This is a genomic window from Nocardioides furvisabuli (assembly GCF_021083185.1).
In the GTDB taxonomy this organism is placed as follows: Bacteria; Actinomycetota; Actinomycetes; order Propionibacteriales; family Nocardioidaceae; genus Nocardioides; species Nocardioides furvisabuli.
The window spans coordinates 52,257-67,877 of sequence record NZ_JAIGQB010000013.1; the positions used below are offsets into that span (position 1 = coordinate 52,257).

Consider the following 15,621-nt stretch of genomic DNA (forward strand, 5'->3'; position numbering starts at 1 on the left):
GTCGCCGCGCCGGTAAGGTCTCGCGGGTGAATTCCGGGAACACACCTCTGCAGTCGCGCCCTGAAGACCCGGGCGTCCCCCCGACCGACAAGGGCAAGATGGCGCTCGCCGCCGTCCTGCTCCTCATCCCCATCGTCGTGCTCCTCTGGGTGCCGCACTACGCGAAGGTCGAGCCGACGCTGCTCGGCTTCCCGTTCTTCTTCTGGTACCAGTTCCTCTGGGTCTTCATCTGCTCCGCCCTGACCTGGACGGCGTACAAGCTCACGCTGTCGGCCCGCGGCAAGACCACGCACAAGGTGGGTGGGGACCGATGACGCCGCAGCTGACCGTGATGGCCGCCGAGACCGACGGCATCAACGGCGTCGCGCTCTCGGTCCTCATCGCCCTCTTCGCCCTGGTGACCGTCGCCGGCTTCATGGCCACCCGCTTCATGCGCGCGGACTCGATGGAGTCGCTCGAGGAGTGGGGCCTGGGCGGTCGCAAGTTCGGCACCTGGATCACGTGGTTCCTGCTCGGCGGCGACCTCTACACGGCGTACACCTTCGTCGCCGTCCCGGCCGCGATGTTCGCGACCGGTGCGGTCGCCGGATTCTTCGCCGTGCCCTACACGATCGTGCTCTACCCGATCATCTTCATCTTCATGGCGCGGCTGTGGTCGGTGAGCCACCGCCACGGCTACGTCACGACGGCCGACTTCGTGCGCGGCAGGTACGACGACCGGGGGCTGTCCCTCGCCGTCGCGGTCACCGGCTTCGTGGCCACCATGCCCTACATCGCGCTCCAGCTCGTCGGCATCCAGGCGGTGCTGGAGGTGGCCGGGCTCGGCGGCGGCGACAACATCGTCCAGAAGGACGCGCCGCTCTTCATCGCCTTCGCGCTGCTCGCGGCCTACACCTACTCCAGCGGCCTGCGGGCTCCGGCGGTCATCGCCTTCGTCAAGGACATCCTGATCTACCTCGTGATCATCGTGGCGATCGTCTACCTGCCCGGCCAGGTCGGCGGCTGGGACGCGATCTTCGGCGCGGCCGAGGACAAGATGGCCGCCACCAACGAGGCGACCGGCGGCCCCACCGGATCGTTCATCCCCGGCGCCGGCCAGGGCTGGGCGTACGCCACCCTGGCGCTGGGCTCCGCGCTGGCGCTGTTCATGTACCCGCACTCGATCACCGCGTCACTGTCGTCGAACTCCCGCAACACGATCCGTCGCAACGCCGCCATCCTGCCGGCGTACTCCTTCGTGCTCGGCCTGCTGGCCCTGCTCGGCTGGGTCGCGATCGCTGCGGGCACGCAGCCGATCGGCCTCGACGGCGAGCCCAACGCGCAGCTGGTGATCCCGCAGCTGTTCGAGGACATGTTCCCGGCGTGGTTCGCCGGGGTCGCCTTCGCCGCGATCGCGATCGGCGCGCTCGTGCCGGCCGCCATCATGTCGATCGCCGCGGCCAACACGTTCAGCCGCAACATCTACAAGGAGTGGCTCAAGAAGGACGCCACCCCCGCGCAGGAGGCCAAGGTCTCCAAGCTGATGTCGCTGCTGGTGAAGGCGTTCGCGCTGATCTTCGTGCTCACCCTCGACAAGCAGAACGCGATCAACTTCCAGCTCCTCGGCGGCATCTGGATGCTCCAGACCTTCCCGGTGATCGTGTTCAGCCTCTTCACGCGGTGGTTCCACCGCTACGGCCTGCTCGTCGGCTGGGCCGTCGGCATGGTCTACGGCACCGTCGGGGCCTACAACGTGAAGAACCCGGTCACCGGGAAGGCCTTCGGCGGCTCGCTCGACAACATCCCCGGCATCGGCGAGATGGGCTACATCGCGATGACGGCCTTCGTCATCAACGTGGCCGTCGCGACCGTGCTGACGGTGGCGCTGCGGGCGGCGAACGTGTCCAACGGTCGCGACGAGACGATCCCGTTCGACTACTTCGCCGACGCCGACGACCCGCGGGTGCAGAAGGACCTCGTGGAGCACAGCTCGCACGAGATGCCGTACGGCGACCCGGACGACATCGCGGGGAACGCACCGGCGCGCTGACAGCAGCTCCTCCGGTGGGCGTGACCTGACGCAGGGCGCCGCGTTGTTCCGGTCAACGCGGCGCCCCTCAGCCGCCGCACACGCCCCCGGAGGAACTCATGCGCACTCACCCGTCCCGGTTCCGGAAGGCGTCGACGCTGGCCGCACTCGCGGCCTCGACGCTCGCCCTCACCGTCGCAGCCCTCACCGTCCCGTCCGCCGCCCAGGACCCGCTCACCTCCGCGACCGAGCTGTTCGCCCCGCGGCTGGTCACGGTGGACACCCCGACCCGTGCCGACAAGTCGCGGCTCCAGGCACTCGGCCTCGACCTCACCGAGCACGCCGGTCACGACTACGTCGAGATCGTGCTCCACACCGTCGCCGACCGTGACGCCCTGCGGGCAGCCGGCTTCACGTGGGACGTGCGGATCCCCGACCTGCTGCGTCGCGAGGCCGAGATCAACCGACTCGACGACCTCTTCGCGGCCACCCGGCTGCGCACGGCGCTGCCCTCGGGCCGCGACGCCTACCGCAGCCTGGCCGACTACAACTCCGAGATGAAGGCCATGGCCCAGGCCAACCCCGGCCTGGTCAGGCTGCTGACGCTGCCCGAGAAGACCCTGGACGGGCGGACGGTCCACGGCGTCGAGATCGCGACGGACGTCGCGGCCCGTGACGGTCGACCCACCTTCGCGATGTTCGGCGTGCACCACGCCCGCGAGTGGCCCTCGGGCGAGCACGCGATGGAGTTCGCCGTCGACCTCGTCAAGGGCGCCCGCGCCGGCGACCCGCGCATCCGCAGCCTTCTCGACCGCGGCCGCATGGTGGTGGTGCCGGTGGTGAACCCCGACGGCTTCCACCTCTCCTTCACCGACGGCCAGCTGGTCGACCTGCGCGAGCTCGACGGCGGCGGCACCGCCTCGATCCTCGGCACCCCCGGCAACGCCTACAAGCGCAAGAACTGCCGGGTCGTCGACGGCCAGGACACCCCCGACGGCACGTGCGCCGCCTTCAGCCTGACCAGCCCCGGCGGCTTCCTCGTCGGCACCGACCTCAACCGCAACTACGGCGGGCTGTGGGGCGGGCCCGGCGCCTCGGACCTCTTCGCCGACCCGACCTACCGCGGCGCCGAGCCGTTCTCGGAGCCGGAGACCCGCAACGTGCGCGACCTGATCTCCTCGCGGCAGGTCACGATGATGATCTCCAACCACACCTTCTCCAACCTGGTGCTGCGGCCCAACGGCGTGAACCCGACGACGATCGGTGCCGACGGGCTGCCGGTGGGCGACGCCCCCGACGAGGAGGCGATGAAGAAGGTCGGCGCGCGGATGACCGCGCAGAACGGCTATGCCAACATCCACGGCTGGGAGCTCTACGACACGACCGGCACCACCGAGGACTGGTCCTACAACGCCACCGGCGGCTACGGCTACACCTTCGAGATCGGCCCCGACGAGTTCCACCCGCCCTTCGCCCAGGTGGTCGACGAGTACCTCGGAGCAGGCGCGTACGCCGGCAAGGGCAACCGCGAGGCGTACCTCATCGCCTTCGAGGAGGCCATCGACCGCGGCAGCCACGCGGTCATCTCGGGCAAGGCCCCCGCGGGCGCGACGCTGCGGCTGCGCAAGGAGTTCTCCACGCCCACCTGGAGCCCCGAGAACGACTTCACCGACTCCCTCGAGAGCTCGATGGTCACTGGTGCCAAGACCTTCAGCTGGGACGTCAACCAGTCCACCCGCCCGGCGGTCCAGGCACGCCTGGTCAAGCTGCTCGCGGAGGAGCCGACCCGCAGCGAGACCTTCACCGGCACCGTCGCACCGGGGACCTCGGTGGACCACGAGCTCGTCGTGACCGAGACCGACCAGGAGATCCTGCACGTCGACCTCGACTGGCCGACGCCGGACGACCTCGACCTGGAGGTCTACCGCAAGGAGGCCGACGGCTCGCTGACCGAGGTCGGCGGCTCGGGGAACTTCGTGGGCGACAAGGAGCGGGCGACGATCAACGCCCCCACGCCGGGCACCTACGTCCTGCGGGTGGTGAACTTCGCGTCGGTGACACCGACCTACACGCTCACCGCGGCCCTGTACGACGCGACGGAGCAGCTCACCGCTCCGCTGGTCGAGGCCTGGACCCTGACGTGCGAGAAGGACGGGCAGGTCCTGCAGACCGTGCCGGTCGTGGTCGAGCGCGGTCAGCAGGTGAGGGTCGACCTCAAGGAGTGCTCGCGGCGCTGGGGCCGCTGACCGGCCCGGACCGCACGACGCCCGCCCTGCTCGTAGGAGCAGGGCGGGCGTCGTCGTGCCGGGCGTGGGTCAGCCGGCGAGCGACGTCCCCGCGGAGCGCAGGTTCTGGCAGGCCTCCACGATGCGCTCGGCCATGCCGGCCTCGGCTGCCTTGCCCCAGGCGCGCGGGTCGTACTGCTTCTTGTTGCCGACCTCGCCGTCGACCTTCAGCACGCCGTCGTAGTGGGCGAACATGTGCGCCGCGACCGGGCGGGTGAAGGCGTACTGGGTGTCGGTGTCGACGTTCATCTTGATCACGCCGAAGTCGACCGCGTCGCTGATCTCCTGCGCGGACGAGCCGGAGCCGCCGTGGAAGACCAGGTCGAACGGGCGGGCGTCGGAGCCCAGGCCGAGCTCGGAAGCGGCTGCCTCCTGCGCGGTCTTGAGGATCTCCGGGCGCAGCTTGACGTTGCCGGGCTTGTAGACGCCGTGCACGTTGCCGAAGGTCAGCGCCGTCATGTAGCGACCGCGCTCGCCGGCGCCGAGCGCCTTGACCGTGGCGATCGCGTCCTCGGGCGTGGTGTAGAGCTGGTCGTTGATCTCGTTGGCCACGCCGTCCTCCTCACCGCCGACGACACCGACCTCGATCTCGAGGATGATCTGGGCCGCGGCGCACTTGGCGAGCAGCTCCTCGGCGATCTGGAGGTTCTCCTCCAGCGGCACCGCGGAGCCGTCCCACATGTGCGACTGGAAGAGCGGGGCCTCGCCGCGCGCGACGCGCTCGGCGGAGATGTCGAGCAGCGGGCGGACGAAGCCGTCGAGCTTGTCCTTGGGGCAGTGGTCGGTGTGCAGCGCGATGTTGACGGGGTAGTTCTTCGCGACCTCGGCGGCATAGGCGGCGAAGGCCACCGAGCCGGACACCATGTCCTTCACGGACGGGCCGGAGAGGTACTCCGCGCCGCCCGTGGACACCTGGATGATGCCGTCGGAGCCGGCGTCGGCGAAGCCCTTGAGCGCGGCGTTGAGCGTCTGGGAGGACGACACGTTGATGGCCGGGTAGGCGAAGGACTTGGCCTTCGCGGCGTCCAGCATCTGCGCGTAGACCTCGGGGGTGGCGATGGGCATCGGCGGTTCTCCTCAGAAGGGGTCCTACAGGCACTCCCAACCCTAGTGGCTACTGGTGGGTCCGAAATCCTGCGAGCTCCCGTCTCACCACGTGACAACCGTTCGGTGCCACCGCTCCGTCTCCACGGCTGGCACACTCACCCGCAGGGGGAACACTCGATGAGCACGGAGATCGACTGGCAGCGCGAGCTCGACAGCTCGTTCGGGGACGGCCGCGACGTCCCTGCGGGCCACTACGTCGCGGCTGGCAGGAGCGCCGTACGCCGTCGGCGGGCGGCGGCGGCCGTCATCATCTCGGCCGCCGTGGTGCTCGTCGGTGGCGTGGTCTGGTCGACCAGCCCGGGCAGCACGCCCCGCAGCGAGGCGCCGCTGGCCACCCAGGGCCCAGCCCCCGACCGGAGCGCGGGAGGGTCCGACGCCGAGACCAGGCGCGAGCGGCGGCTGGGGCCGGAGGAGCTGCAGTCGACCGCTGACCAGCAGACGGGGCTGGACGTCGATTTCGTCGGCAACCCCGCCACGCTCACCGACGACGGACTGGTGCTCGCGCCCGGTGCCGGGCCGGTGCTGCAGAGCGTCGCCGACCCCATGGATCAGCCCGCCCGCGCGGGCCGGTCGTCGATCGGTCTGCGCGTGATGTTCGAGGGGGAGGAGAAGTACTCGCTCGTCACCTACGACAACGGGTCCACCTCGCTCCACACCGAGCCGGCGACCGGAAACTTCGCGGGATGGCTGGCCGACAAGGTGAGGATCGAGCGCTCCCTCGACCTGGGGACCGATGACTCTCCTGCGGACGTGACCGCGACCCCGGACGCGTGGCTCAAGCTGGCCCCGGCCGGCACGATCGCGTCCGCGTCCCCGTTCGTCGCCGTGCGGGAGACCCGCGAGGTCGACCTGGGGGGCGGCTTCGCGCTGGAGTCCGACCGCACCGGAGTTGCCCGGTTGCAGGTGACCGGCCTGTCGGAATACGTCGCGTGGCGCGTGGTGGACGACGAGCTCGAGGTGGTCCACGCCGGCGGTCGCTTCGAGTCCCTCGACGCCTTCGTCGAGTGGGCACGCCGGCAGTACGCCTCCGGCGAGGGCATGCGATGAGGAGCACGGACCGCGACGCAGCCTTCAGCGAGTTCGTCGCCGCCCGCCAGGCTCGCCTGCGCCGCATCGCCTACGCGCTCTGCGGCGACTGGCACCGCGCCGACGACCTGCTGCAGACCGCCCTGACCAAGCTGTACGTCGCCTGGCCGCGCATCCGCCACGAGGGGAACGAGGAGGCCTACGTCCGCCAGATCATGGTGCGGGCCAACATCGACGAGTCCCGTCGGCCGTGGCGGCGCGAGCGACCCAGCGAGCACCTGCCCGAGGTGGCCGCCCACGGGCCGACCTCGACCGAGGAGCGCTCGGCGCTCTTCGAAGCGCTGCAGGCGCTCCCCGAGCAGCAGCGCAAGGTGGTCGTGCTGCGCCACTGGCTCGGGTTGTCGGTGCGCGAGACGGCCGCTGAGCTCGGCATTGTGGAGGGCACGGTCAAGAGCCACAGCAGCCGTGGCCTGGCGGCCCTCGAGGCGGTGCTGGCGCCGCAGCGGTACGCCTGAGGGGGGAGGCAAACTGCACCCGCACGGGTATGGCGTCCGCGCGGCGTCAGGCCTAGGTTGACGCTCACGAGGACCCGCGGTCGGGTCCGGGGTGCCGTGGGGACATCCCGGCCCCGGCCGCGCTCGGCCCGGCAGCGCTAGCCGCGCCAGGCGTCGGCGCTGCCGAGGTCGGCGTACGCCCTGACCCAGCTGTGCATGGCGATGGCCGCGGCCGAGCTGGCGTTGATGGAGCGGGTGGAGCCGAACTGCGCGATCGAGAAGGTCCCGTCGCAGACCTCGCGCGCCGACTCGGACAGGCCCGGTCCCTCCTGGCCGAAGAGGAAGCAGACCCGGCGCGGCAGCTCCATCGTCTCGAGGTGCTCGCTGCCCGGGAGGTTGTCGATGCCGAGCAGGCGCACGGGGTGCTCGAGCCCGTGGAGGTACGCCGCCAGCGCGGCGGCGTCGGGGTGGTGGCGCACGTGCTGGTAGCGGTCGGTCACCATCGCGCCGCGCCGGTTCCAGCGTCGGTTGCCGACGATGTGGACCTCCGCGGCGAGGAAGGCGTTGGCGGTGCGCACGATCGTGCCGATGTTGAAGTCGTGCTGCCAGTTCTCGATCGCGACGTGGAAGCCGTGCCGGCGCGTGTCGAGGTCGGCGACGATGGCCTCCATCGTCCAGTAGCGGTAGCGGTCGACGACGTTGCGTCGGTCGCCGTCGCGCAGCAGGTCGGGGTCCCACTGCCCGCCCTGGGGCCACGGGCCCTCCCACGGACCGACGCCCACCTCGGGTGCACCGTGGGGCATCGGGTCGTAGGGCGCCCGCTGCTGCGGCTCCTCACCCACGGCGGTCAGTCCGACGGCGGGGCGGGGCGGCGGCGCAGCGAGCGGACCCTCAGCAGCACCCACCACGCCACGGCCGACGCGACCGTGAGGATGACGAGCTTCTGGAAGGTGCCGGCGTAGGTCTCGACCACGTGCCACTGCTCGCCGAGGTAGTAGCCGGCGAGGACGAAGATGGTGTTCCAGATGGCGCTGCCGGCCAGGGTCAGGCCGAGGAACTGCCAGATCGGCATGCGCTCGATCCCGGCGGGCACCGAGATCAGGCTGCGGAAGATCGGCACCATCCGGCCGAAGAAGACCGCCTTGCGGCCGTGGCGGGCGAACCACTCCTCGGTGCGCTCGAGGTCCGAGGTCTTGGTCAGCGGCAGCCGCTCCCAGACCCAGTACATCCGGTGGCGGCCGAACAGCAGGCCCAGGGCGTAGAGCAGCGTCGCGCCCACCACCGAGCCGACCGTCGTCCAGATCAGGGCCTCGGCGAGGGTGAAGGAGCCCTGGCTGGCGGTGAAGCCGGCCAGCGGCAGGATCACCTCGCTGGGCAGCGGCGGGAAGAGGTTCTCCGCCGCGATGACCACCGCAGCCCCGACGGGGCCGAGGCGCTCCATGAGGTCGACGGCCCAGCCGGCGACGCCGTCGAGCTCAGCACCGGGTTGGGCAGCGAGGAGGCGGGACAGCACCCCGTGACCCTAGATCACGGGTCCGCGACGTCAGCCAGCGGCGCGTACGGCGTCGAGGTCGGCGCGGGTCAGCACCGACCGGACCTCGAGCCCGACGTCGGCCAGCGGGTCCTCGCCCTCCGGGGAGCGGTCGATGGCGCACACCACGACCTCGACGACCGCGCCGAGCTCACGCAGCGCGCGGGTCGCGTCGCGGACCGCGCCGCCGGTGGTGATGACGTCCTCGACGAGGGTGACCCGTCGACCGGACACGTCGGGGCCCTCGGCCAGCTTCGCGGTGCCGTACTCCTTGGCCTGCTTGCGCACGAACAGCGCCGGCAGGCCCGTCCTCGCGCTGACCATGGTCGCGATCGGGACACCGCCGAGCTCGAGCCCGCCGAGGAGCTCGGTGCCCTCGGGCAACAGTCCCACCATCTGCGCGGCCACGCGGTCGAGCAGGACGGGCTGCGCCTCGAAGAGGTACTTGTCGAAGTAGGTGTCCGCGACCTGCCCCGAGCGGAGGGTGAACTCCCCCGTGAGGCGGCAGGTGGCGTCGATGTCGGCGGCGAGGGTGGGGTCGGTGCTCACACCGCCGACCCTAGCCAGGCCGCTGGGTAGCGTGGGGCCGTGCCCACCGCGAAGCCCCAGCCCCTCGCCGCCCGCCTGGCCCACATCCCGCCCACCGTCTTCAGCGAGATGTCCGCGCTCGCGCTGCGGACCGGGGCGATCAACCTCGGCCAGGGCTTCCCCGACGTCGACGGTCCGCGGTCGGTGGTGGAGGCGGCCGAGCGCGCCCTCGAGGGCGGCGCCAACCAGTACGCCCCCGGCATCGGCGTGGCGTCGCTGCGGGCCGCGATCGCGCGCCACCAGCAGCGCCACTACGGCCTCGAGGTCGATCCCGACCAGGAGGTGGTCGTGACGACCGGCTGCACCGAGGCGGTCGCCGCCGCCCTCCTCGGCCTCGTCGACCCCGGCGACGAGGTGGTCGTGCTCGAGCCCTACTACGACTCCTACGTCGCGATGCTCGACATGTGCGGCGCGGTCCGGCGATCGGTGACGCTGCGGGCACCGTCCTTCCGACCCGACCCCGACGAGCTGCGGGCAGCGGTCACCGACCGGACCAAGGTCATCCTGCTCAACACCCCGCACAACCCGACCGGGACCGTGCTGACCCGCGAGGAGCTGCAGGTGGTGGCCGACCTGGCGATCGCGCACGACGTGCTGGTGATCACCGACGAGGTCTACGAGCACCTCGTCTTCGACGGTCTCTCCCACGTGCCGATCGCCACGCTGCCGGGGATGTGGGAGCGCACGCTGACGCTCTCGAGCGCCGGCAAGTCGTGGTCCTTCACCGGCTGGAAGGTCGGCTGGGCCACCGGACCCGCCGCGCTCGTAGGAGCGGTGCTCGCGGCCAAGCAGTGGCTCACCTTCACCTCGGGCTCGCCCCTGCAGCCCGCCGTCGCGCACGCGCTCGACCACGAGCCCGACTGGCCGGTCGAGCTCGCCCGGGACCTGCAGTCCCGGCGCGACCTCCTGTGCGAGGGCCTCACCGCGGCCGGGCTCTCGCCCCGCGTGCCGGAGGGCACCTACTTCACGACCACCGACATCTCGCACCTCGGCTGGGCCGACGGCCGCGAGTTCTGCCTCGCGCTGCCTGAACGCGCCGGCGTGGTCGCGATCCCGACCCAGGGGTTCCACGACGACGCCGACGCCGGTCGGCAGCTGGTGCGCTGGGCCTTCTGCAAGCAGCCCGACGTCATCGCCGAGGGCCTGCGCCGCCTCGCAGCGGCCGACCTCGCGCGCTGACGATGCGCAGCGCGCCTCAGCGGCCGGGGTAGTCCCGGGGCGGGTGGTCCGACCCGTCCGACGGCGGCTGGCCGTAGGGGTTGTCCGACGACGGCGGCTGGCCGTAGGGGTTGTCGGCCCGCGGCGCCTCGGGCGGCGGCTGGGTGGCGTACGGGTTGGACCCGTAGGTGTCGCCGCCCTGGCTGCCGGTTCCGTAGGGGTCCGTGCCGTAGCCGGCGCCGGGGTGGCCGGCGGACGGGTAACCACCGCCGGGGTAGCCGCCGGGTGAGCCCTTGCGGGCGAACCAGTCGCCGGCGCCGCCGACGAAGAGCAGCACGATGGTCGCCACCGAGGCGATCAGCGTGATGACCGAGACGCCACTCGTGATGCCGAGCAGCGACAAGAGCGCGACGACCGAGCTCGAGATGACGAGCAGGATGCGCGCGACGTTGGAGCGGCGGAGCACGAAGACCGCGAGCACGAGCGCGATCACCGCCCAGACCACGAGGCCCAGGATGAAGGCGACGAGCACGCCGACGGCGGCGTCGGCGTCGATCCCCGCGTCCTGGAACTCCGGGACGCGCTCCATCTCGGTGATCACCTGGTCGCGGGCGACCAGCAGGGCGAGGCCGGCGAAGCCGAAGAGCACCGCAGTCAGGCCCGAGAAGACGATGGTGATCCAGGCAGCGGCCGTCACCGTGCCGGGACGACGGTCGCCCTGCCCGGCGGGCGCGCCGTAGGACGGCTGCCCCTGCCCGCCGTAGGGGGACGGCTGTCCCTGCTGGCCGTAGGGGCCTGGCTGGCCGTACGGCGTGTGGGTGGGCCCGGGCTCCTGGTCGCTCATGGGACTATCTCACCACGAGGTCGGTGGCCGGCGCAGGGCGCGAGGCTCAGCGCGCGTCGACCGCGAACCAGCGCCGCACCTCGACCCGGCGCAGGCACAGGACGGTCGCCACCGCCGCTGCAGCCGGGATCAGGGTGAGGGGCGTGCTGAGCACCAGGGCGAAGCACGCGCCGGCGCTGAAGGCGGCGCTGACGATCAGCCCGCGACGCGCCCAGTCGCGGCGCGCCATCGCGAAGCCGGCCAGGACCAGCGCCACCACGCACCACGCGACGAACCCGCCGGCCAGCGCCAGGACGGTGCCGCGCAGCTGCTCGAGGGTCAGGCCGTCCTCGACGACCTGGGGCTGCTGCTCCTCGATCACGCTCATCAGGAAGTCCGGGGACAGCCCGGCGATCACGATCCACAGCAGCGACAGGCTGAGCAGGCCACCGGCCGTCACCACGGTGATCACGAAGGCCGCCACCATCGCGCCGGGCCGCTCGTGGAGCAGCTGCTGCTGCTCCGGGGCCGCGGGCACAGCGGAGCGCTCGTCGCCACCGCGCGGGCCGAGCGGCTGGCCGTAGGGCGAGTGGGCCGCGGTGTCCGGCTCGCCGAACGGCCGCGTGGCCGGCGGGGGCGCCGACGCCCCGCCCCGCTGGGCGGATCGGGCGTCCGGCGCACCGACGCCGGACGGCGTACGCCACGGGTCGTCCGTGCGCTTGGTGCCCCGGTCCTTGTCCTTGCTCTTCTCGGGCGCGGGCGCGGGGGGCGTCCAGCGGCCGGTGGCGAACCACTCGCGCGCGGGGGCCATCCAGAGCATCGCGGCGCCGGCCGCGACGAAGGACCCGGCCAGGCCGCCGGCGGCGAGGCCGGTGACGAAGACCGGGATCGCGAAGATCGTGAGCCCCAGCCGCGCGGAACGGTCGGGCTTGCGGACGTACCAGCCCAGGATGCCGGTGGCGCAGGCGGCGGCCGCGGCGACCATGCACGCGTAGCGGAGCAGGTCCGAGGCACTGCTGACGTCGAGGCCGAGGGAGGAGAACGGCGACTCGGCGAGGACGTCGCGGATCGACTCCTGCGTCTCCAGCGAGCCGATCGTGGAGACCTGCTCCCAGGCGGTGACCAGCACCATGAACGAGGCGAACATGACGATGCCCGACGCCAGGGTGACCTGGGGCGGACGCTGCTCGGTGGGCTGGCTCACCCCTCCATTGTCCCCAGTGCCACCCAAGACCGCTCATCGCGGTCGCGTGCGGGCGCTGGGGGGCTTCTCAGGGTCGCCCTCAGGGACGGACGGGGCCTCGTCCCCGATGCGCGCGACGGCCCCGCGCGGCGAGGCTCGACCCATGATCAGTGTCGAGTCCCTCACCAAGCACTACGGCCGCTTCACGGCCGTCGACCACGTGTCCTTCACGGCCGCACCCGGCCGTGTCACCGGATTCCTCGGCCCCAACGGTGCCGGGAAGTCCACGACCATGCGCGTCATGGTCGGCCTCACCCGCCCGACCACCGGACGCGTGACCATCGCCGGCCGCGACTACCGCGAGCTCGCCAACCCCGGCCTGGAGGTGGGTGTCCTCCTCGACGCCTCCGCCCAGCACGCCGGTCGCACCGGTCGCGAGATCCTCGCCATCGCCCAGCAGACGATGGGCCTGCCCCGCACCCGGGTCGCGGAGACCCTCGCCCGGGTCGGCCTGACCGAGGACGAGGCCGAGCGCCGGGTGCGCAACTACTCCCTCGGCATGCGCCAGCGCCTCGGCATCGCCACCGCCCTCATCGGCGACCCCGACGTGCTCGTCCTCGACGAGCCCGCCAACGGCCTCGACCCGGCCGGCATCCGCTGGATGCGTGACCTGCTGCGCGGCTTCGCCGACGACGGCGGCACCGTGCTGCTGTCCTCGCACCTGCTGCACGAGATCGAGGTCATCGCCGACGACCTCGTCGTCATCGGCCAGGGCCGCATCGTGGCCCAGGGCACCAAGGCCGAGCTGCTGGCCGCCGCCGGCACGCTCGTGCGCACCGCCGACGTCGAGCGGCTCGCCCGCGCCCTGCACGAGGCAGCCGTGACCACCACCCCGATCGACGGCGGCCTGCGCGCCGACGCCGATCCCGAGCTCGTGGGCGAGACCGCCCACCGCGCCGGCGTCGCCCTGCGCGAGCTGCGGCCCGCCGACGGCGCGGGCCTGGAGGAGATGTTCCTCGAGCTCACCGCCGAGACCGCCCGAGAAGGAGCAGCAGCATGACCACCGCGACAGACATCCAGCCGGCGACCCCGGACTCTCCCCCGACCCGTACGACGACCGGCGCGTCCGCCGTGGCGCGTGCCGTCCGCCCCATCCCGACGAGCCGCCTCGTCGCGGTCGAGCTGCGCAAGATGTTCGACACCCGCGCCGGCTTCTGGCTGATGGCGAGCGTCGGCATCGTCGCGGTGCTCGCCACCGCGGTGGTGATCATCTGGGCCCCCGACGAGGCCATCACCCAGAACACCTTCTCCACCGCGATCGGCATGCCGCTGTCGGTGGTGCTGCCGATCATCGCGATCCTCTCCGTCACCGGTGAGTACAGCCAGCGCACCGGCCTGACGACGTACACGCTCGTGCCGTGGCGCGGGCGGGTGCTCGGCGCGAAGGTCGTCGCCACCGTCCTGGTGGGCGTCGCCTCGATGTTCCTGGCCCTCGCGGTCGGAGCGCTCGGCAACGTCGTGGGCTCGGCCGTCACCGGGCTCGACGCGGTCTGGGACATCACGGCCACCCAGTTCGGCAACATCGTGCTCGCCAACATCCTCGGGATGCTGATGGGCTTCATGCTCGGCGTGCTGTTCCGCAGCTCGGCCGGCGCGATCGTGGGCTACTTCGTCTACTCCTTCGTGCTGCCGGTGGCCTTCGGCACCCTCGCCGCCTTTCAGGAGTGGTTCCGCGACCTCCAGCCGTGGGTCGACGTGAACTTCGCCGTCACCCGGCTCTTCGACCAGACCATGACCGGGGAGCACTGGCAGCAGCTCGGCGTCTCGACGCTGGTCTGGCTGTGGGTCCCGCTGGCCATCGGCCTGCGCGCGGTGCTGCGCGCCGAGGTGAAGTAGCGCGGCTCTGACAGGCTGGCGCCATGCATCCCGACGCCTGGCTGGTCGTCATCGACCCGCAGCGGATCTTCGCCGACGCCTCGAGCCCGTGGGGCTCCCCGATGTTCCCCGCCGTCGTCGATCCCGTACGCCGACTCGCCAGCGCGGCGGGTCGGCGTACGGTCGTCACCCGCTGGGTCCCGGCCGCCGACCCGCAGGGCAGCTGGGCGGCGTACCTCGAGGCCTGGCCGTTCGCGGACGTGGCCGAGGACGACCCGCTGCTCGAGCTGGTGCCGTCGGCTCAGGGGCTGGGCAGCGAGGTCGTCTCGCTGCCGACCTTCGGCAAGTGGGGCCCGGCCCTCGAGGCGGTCACCGGCCCGACGCCGCACCTGGTGCTGGCCGGGGTGTCCACCGACTGCTGCGTCGTCTCGACGGCGCTGGCCGCCGCCGACGCCGGCGCCACGATCACGGTCGTCACCGACGCCTGCGCGGGCTCGACCCCGGAGAACCACCGCGCGGCGCTGGACGTGATGGCGCTCTACCCGCCGCAGATCACCCTTGCCCCCAGCGACGAGGTGCTCGCCGAGGGGAACCGATGAGCCGGGTCATCCACACCGGCCAGGCGCTCGTCGACGTGGTCGTCGAGGTGCCTGACCTTCCGGTGCGCGGCCAGAACGTGATGGCCGCCTCGGCCACCGACTACGCCGGCGGGGCCGTCACCGTGCTCGTCGCCGCCGCCCGGTTCGGCGCGGCGTGCGTGCACGCCGGCGCGCACGGGACCGGGCCGCACGGCGACCTGGTGCGCGCGGCCCTGGGCTCGGAGGGCATCGCCGTCTCCGCCCCGGCGGTCGCGACGCTCGACACCGGCATCTGCGTCGTCATGGTCGAGCCGAGCGCGCAGCGCACCTTCGTGACGACCCTCGGCGCGGAGCGCGAGATCAGCGTGGAGTCGCTCGCGAGCTCCGCCCCGGGAGCCGGCGACCTCGTGTGCGTCACCGGCTTCTCGCTGGCGCTCGACCGCACCCGCGACCCGCTGCTCGCCTGGCTGCCGACGCTCGACCCCGACGTGGTCGTCGTGCTCGACCCGGGCGCGGCCTTCGCGGACCTGCCGGCCGCGGTGCGCGAGGCGATGCTCGAGGTGACCGACGTGTGGTCGAGCAACGCCGAAGAGGCCGAGGGCCTGCTGCGCGCGGCCGCCCGGCCCGTCCCCGAGGACCTCGCCGGCCTCACCAGCGCCGTCGCCCCGCTGCTGCGCGGCGACGCCGTCGCCATCGTCCGCGACGGTCCCGGCGGCTGCGCGGTGCACGTCGGCGGCGAGGCCACCGACGTGCCGGGGTTCCCGCAGAAGCCGCTCGACACCAACGGGGCCGGCGACACGCACACCGGCGCCCTCCTGGCCGAGGTCGCCGCCGGCACGCCCTGGGTGGAGGGGTGCCGCCGGGCCAACGCGGCCGCCGCGATCAAGGTGACCCGGCGCGGGCCCGAGTCGGCGCCGACGGCCGCGGAGGTCGACGAGTTCCTGGCCGCGCGCTGACGCGTCGGG

Annotated in this window: 16 protein-coding genes; 10 read left to right on the forward strand and 6 right to left on the reverse strand. The window is 72.3% G+C overall.

The genetic code is table 11. The features are described 5' to 3' along the window. Window positions 1-26: 26 nt before the first annotated feature. The 3 genes from K4G59_RS18880 to K4G59_RS18890 all read left to right on the forward strand — a co-directional run bounded on the left by K4G59_RS18880 (window position 27) and on the right by K4G59_RS18890 (window position 4,254). Complete coding sequence (locus tag K4G59_RS18880) at window positions 27-314, forward strand: DUF3311 domain-containing protein (protein WP_231252609.1); 288 nt, start codon at window positions 27-29, stop codon at window positions 312-314. Then, a complete protein-coding gene (gene mctP / locus K4G59_RS18885) occupies window positions 311-2,029 on the forward strand; it encodes a monocarboxylate uptake permease MctP (protein WP_231252610.1) in 1,719 nt (572 codons plus the stop codon). Before K4G59_RS18880 ends, mctP begins: the two co-directional genes overlap by 4 nt. A 98-nt stretch (window positions 2,030-2,127) precedes the next feature. Further along, complete coding sequence (locus tag K4G59_RS18890; RefSeq protein ID WP_231252611.1) at window positions 2,128-4,254, forward strand: M14 family zinc carboxypeptidase; 2,127 nt, start codon at window positions 2,128-2,130, stop codon at window positions 4,252-4,254. A 69-nt stretch (window positions 4,255-4,323) separates the two neighbouring features. On the opposite strand, the gene fbaA is transcribed toward K4G59_RS18890, so the two are convergent. Next, complete coding sequence (gene fbaA, locus K4G59_RS18895; protein WP_231252612.1) at window positions 4,324-5,358, reverse strand: class II fructose-bisphosphate aldolase; 1,035 nt, start codon at window positions 5,356-5,358, stop codon at window positions 4,324-4,326. A gap of 159 nt (window positions 5,359-5,517) precedes the next feature. Here fbaA and K4G59_RS18900 point away from each other — a divergent pair, with 159 nt between their 5' ends. Both K4G59_RS18900 and K4G59_RS18905 read left to right on the forward strand, forming a co-directional pair. Then, a complete protein-coding gene (locus K4G59_RS18900; protein ID WP_231252613.1) occupies window positions 5,518-6,447 on the forward strand; it encodes a hypothetical protein in 930 nt (309 codons plus the stop codon). Further along, complete coding sequence (locus tag K4G59_RS18905) at window positions 6,444-6,941, forward strand: SigE family RNA polymerase sigma factor (protein WP_231252614.1); 498 nt, start codon at window positions 6,444-6,446, stop codon at window positions 6,939-6,941. Before K4G59_RS18900 ends, K4G59_RS18905 begins: the two co-directional genes overlap by 4 nt. Window positions 6,942-7,078: 137 nt before the next feature. On the opposite strand, the gene K4G59_RS18910 is transcribed toward K4G59_RS18905, so the two are convergent. The 3 genes from K4G59_RS18910 to pyrE are packed head-to-tail and all read right to left on the reverse strand — an operon-like array spanning window position 7,079 to window position 9,000. Continuing rightward, window positions 7,079-7,723 (reverse strand): TrmH family RNA methyltransferase, encoded by a 645-nt coding sequence (locus tag K4G59_RS18910; RefSeq protein WP_231252649.1) that lies wholly within the window; start codon window positions 7,721-7,723, stop codon window positions 7,079-7,081. A 44-nt stretch (window positions 7,724-7,767) separates the two neighbouring features. After that, complete coding sequence (locus K4G59_RS18915; RefSeq protein WP_231252615.1) at window positions 7,768-8,433, reverse strand: DedA family protein; 666 nt, start codon at window positions 8,431-8,433, stop codon at window positions 7,768-7,770. Between the two features lie 30 nt (window positions 8,434-8,463). After that, on the reverse strand, window positions 8,464-9,000 hold the full coding sequence (gene pyrE / locus K4G59_RS18920; RefSeq protein WP_231252616.1) for an orotate phosphoribosyltransferase: 537 nt from the start codon (window positions 8,998-9,000) through the stop codon (window positions 8,464-8,466). A 39-nt stretch (window positions 9,001-9,039) separates the two neighbouring features. Here pyrE and K4G59_RS18925 point away from each other — a divergent pair, with 39 nt between their 5' ends. Then, window positions 9,040-10,218 carry a pyridoxal phosphate-dependent aminotransferase gene (locus K4G59_RS18925; protein WP_308189436.1) on the forward strand — a complete coding sequence of 393 codons (1,179 nt, stop codon included), beginning with the start codon at window positions 9,040-9,042 and terminating at the stop codon, window positions 10,216-10,218. Between the two features lie 16 nt (window positions 10,219-10,234). Here K4G59_RS18925 and K4G59_RS18930 read toward each other — a convergent pair whose 3' ends face one another. Together K4G59_RS18930 and K4G59_RS18935 are read right to left on the reverse strand one after the other, a co-directional pair. Continuing rightward, window positions 10,235-11,041 carry a hypothetical protein gene (locus tag K4G59_RS18930; protein ID WP_231252617.1) on the reverse strand — a complete coding sequence of 269 codons (807 nt, stop codon included), beginning with the start codon at window positions 11,039-11,041 and terminating at the stop codon, window positions 10,235-10,237. Window positions 11,042-11,087: 46 nt separating this feature from the next. Next, on the reverse strand, window positions 11,088-12,224 hold the full coding sequence (locus K4G59_RS18935) for a hypothetical protein (RefSeq protein WP_231252618.1): 1,137 nt from the start codon (window positions 12,222-12,224) through the stop codon (window positions 11,088-11,090). Between the two features lie 142 nt (window positions 12,225-12,366). Here K4G59_RS18935 and K4G59_RS18940 point away from each other — a divergent pair, with 142 nt between their 5' ends. Genes K4G59_RS18940 through K4G59_RS18955 form a run of 4 tightly spaced genes read left to right on the forward strand, consistent with a single transcriptional unit; the run spans window position 12,367 to window position 15,612 of the window. Continuing rightward, entirely contained in the window at window positions 12,367-13,263 is an 897-nt protein-coding gene (locus tag K4G59_RS18940; RefSeq protein ID WP_231252619.1) for an ABC transporter ATP-binding protein, read from the forward strand. Further along, the gene (locus tag K4G59_RS18945; RefSeq protein ID WP_231252620.1) at window positions 13,260-14,099 is read left to right on the forward strand and encodes an ABC transporter permease; all 840 of its coding nucleotides are present in this window, start codon (window positions 13,260-13,262) and stop codon (window positions 14,097-14,099) included. Before K4G59_RS18940 ends, K4G59_RS18945 begins: the two co-directional genes overlap by 4 nt. Before the next feature lie 23 nt (window positions 14,100-14,122). Next, a complete protein-coding gene (locus K4G59_RS18950) occupies window positions 14,123-14,677 on the forward strand; it encodes a cysteine hydrolase family protein (protein WP_231252621.1) in 555 nt (184 codons plus the stop codon). Then, a complete protein-coding gene (locus K4G59_RS18955) occupies window positions 14,674-15,612 on the forward strand; it encodes a PfkB family carbohydrate kinase (protein WP_231252622.1) in 939 nt (312 codons plus the stop codon). The genes K4G59_RS18950 and K4G59_RS18955 overlap by 4 nt, the downstream gene beginning before the upstream one ends. Window positions 15,613-15,621: the final 9 nt, after the last annotated feature.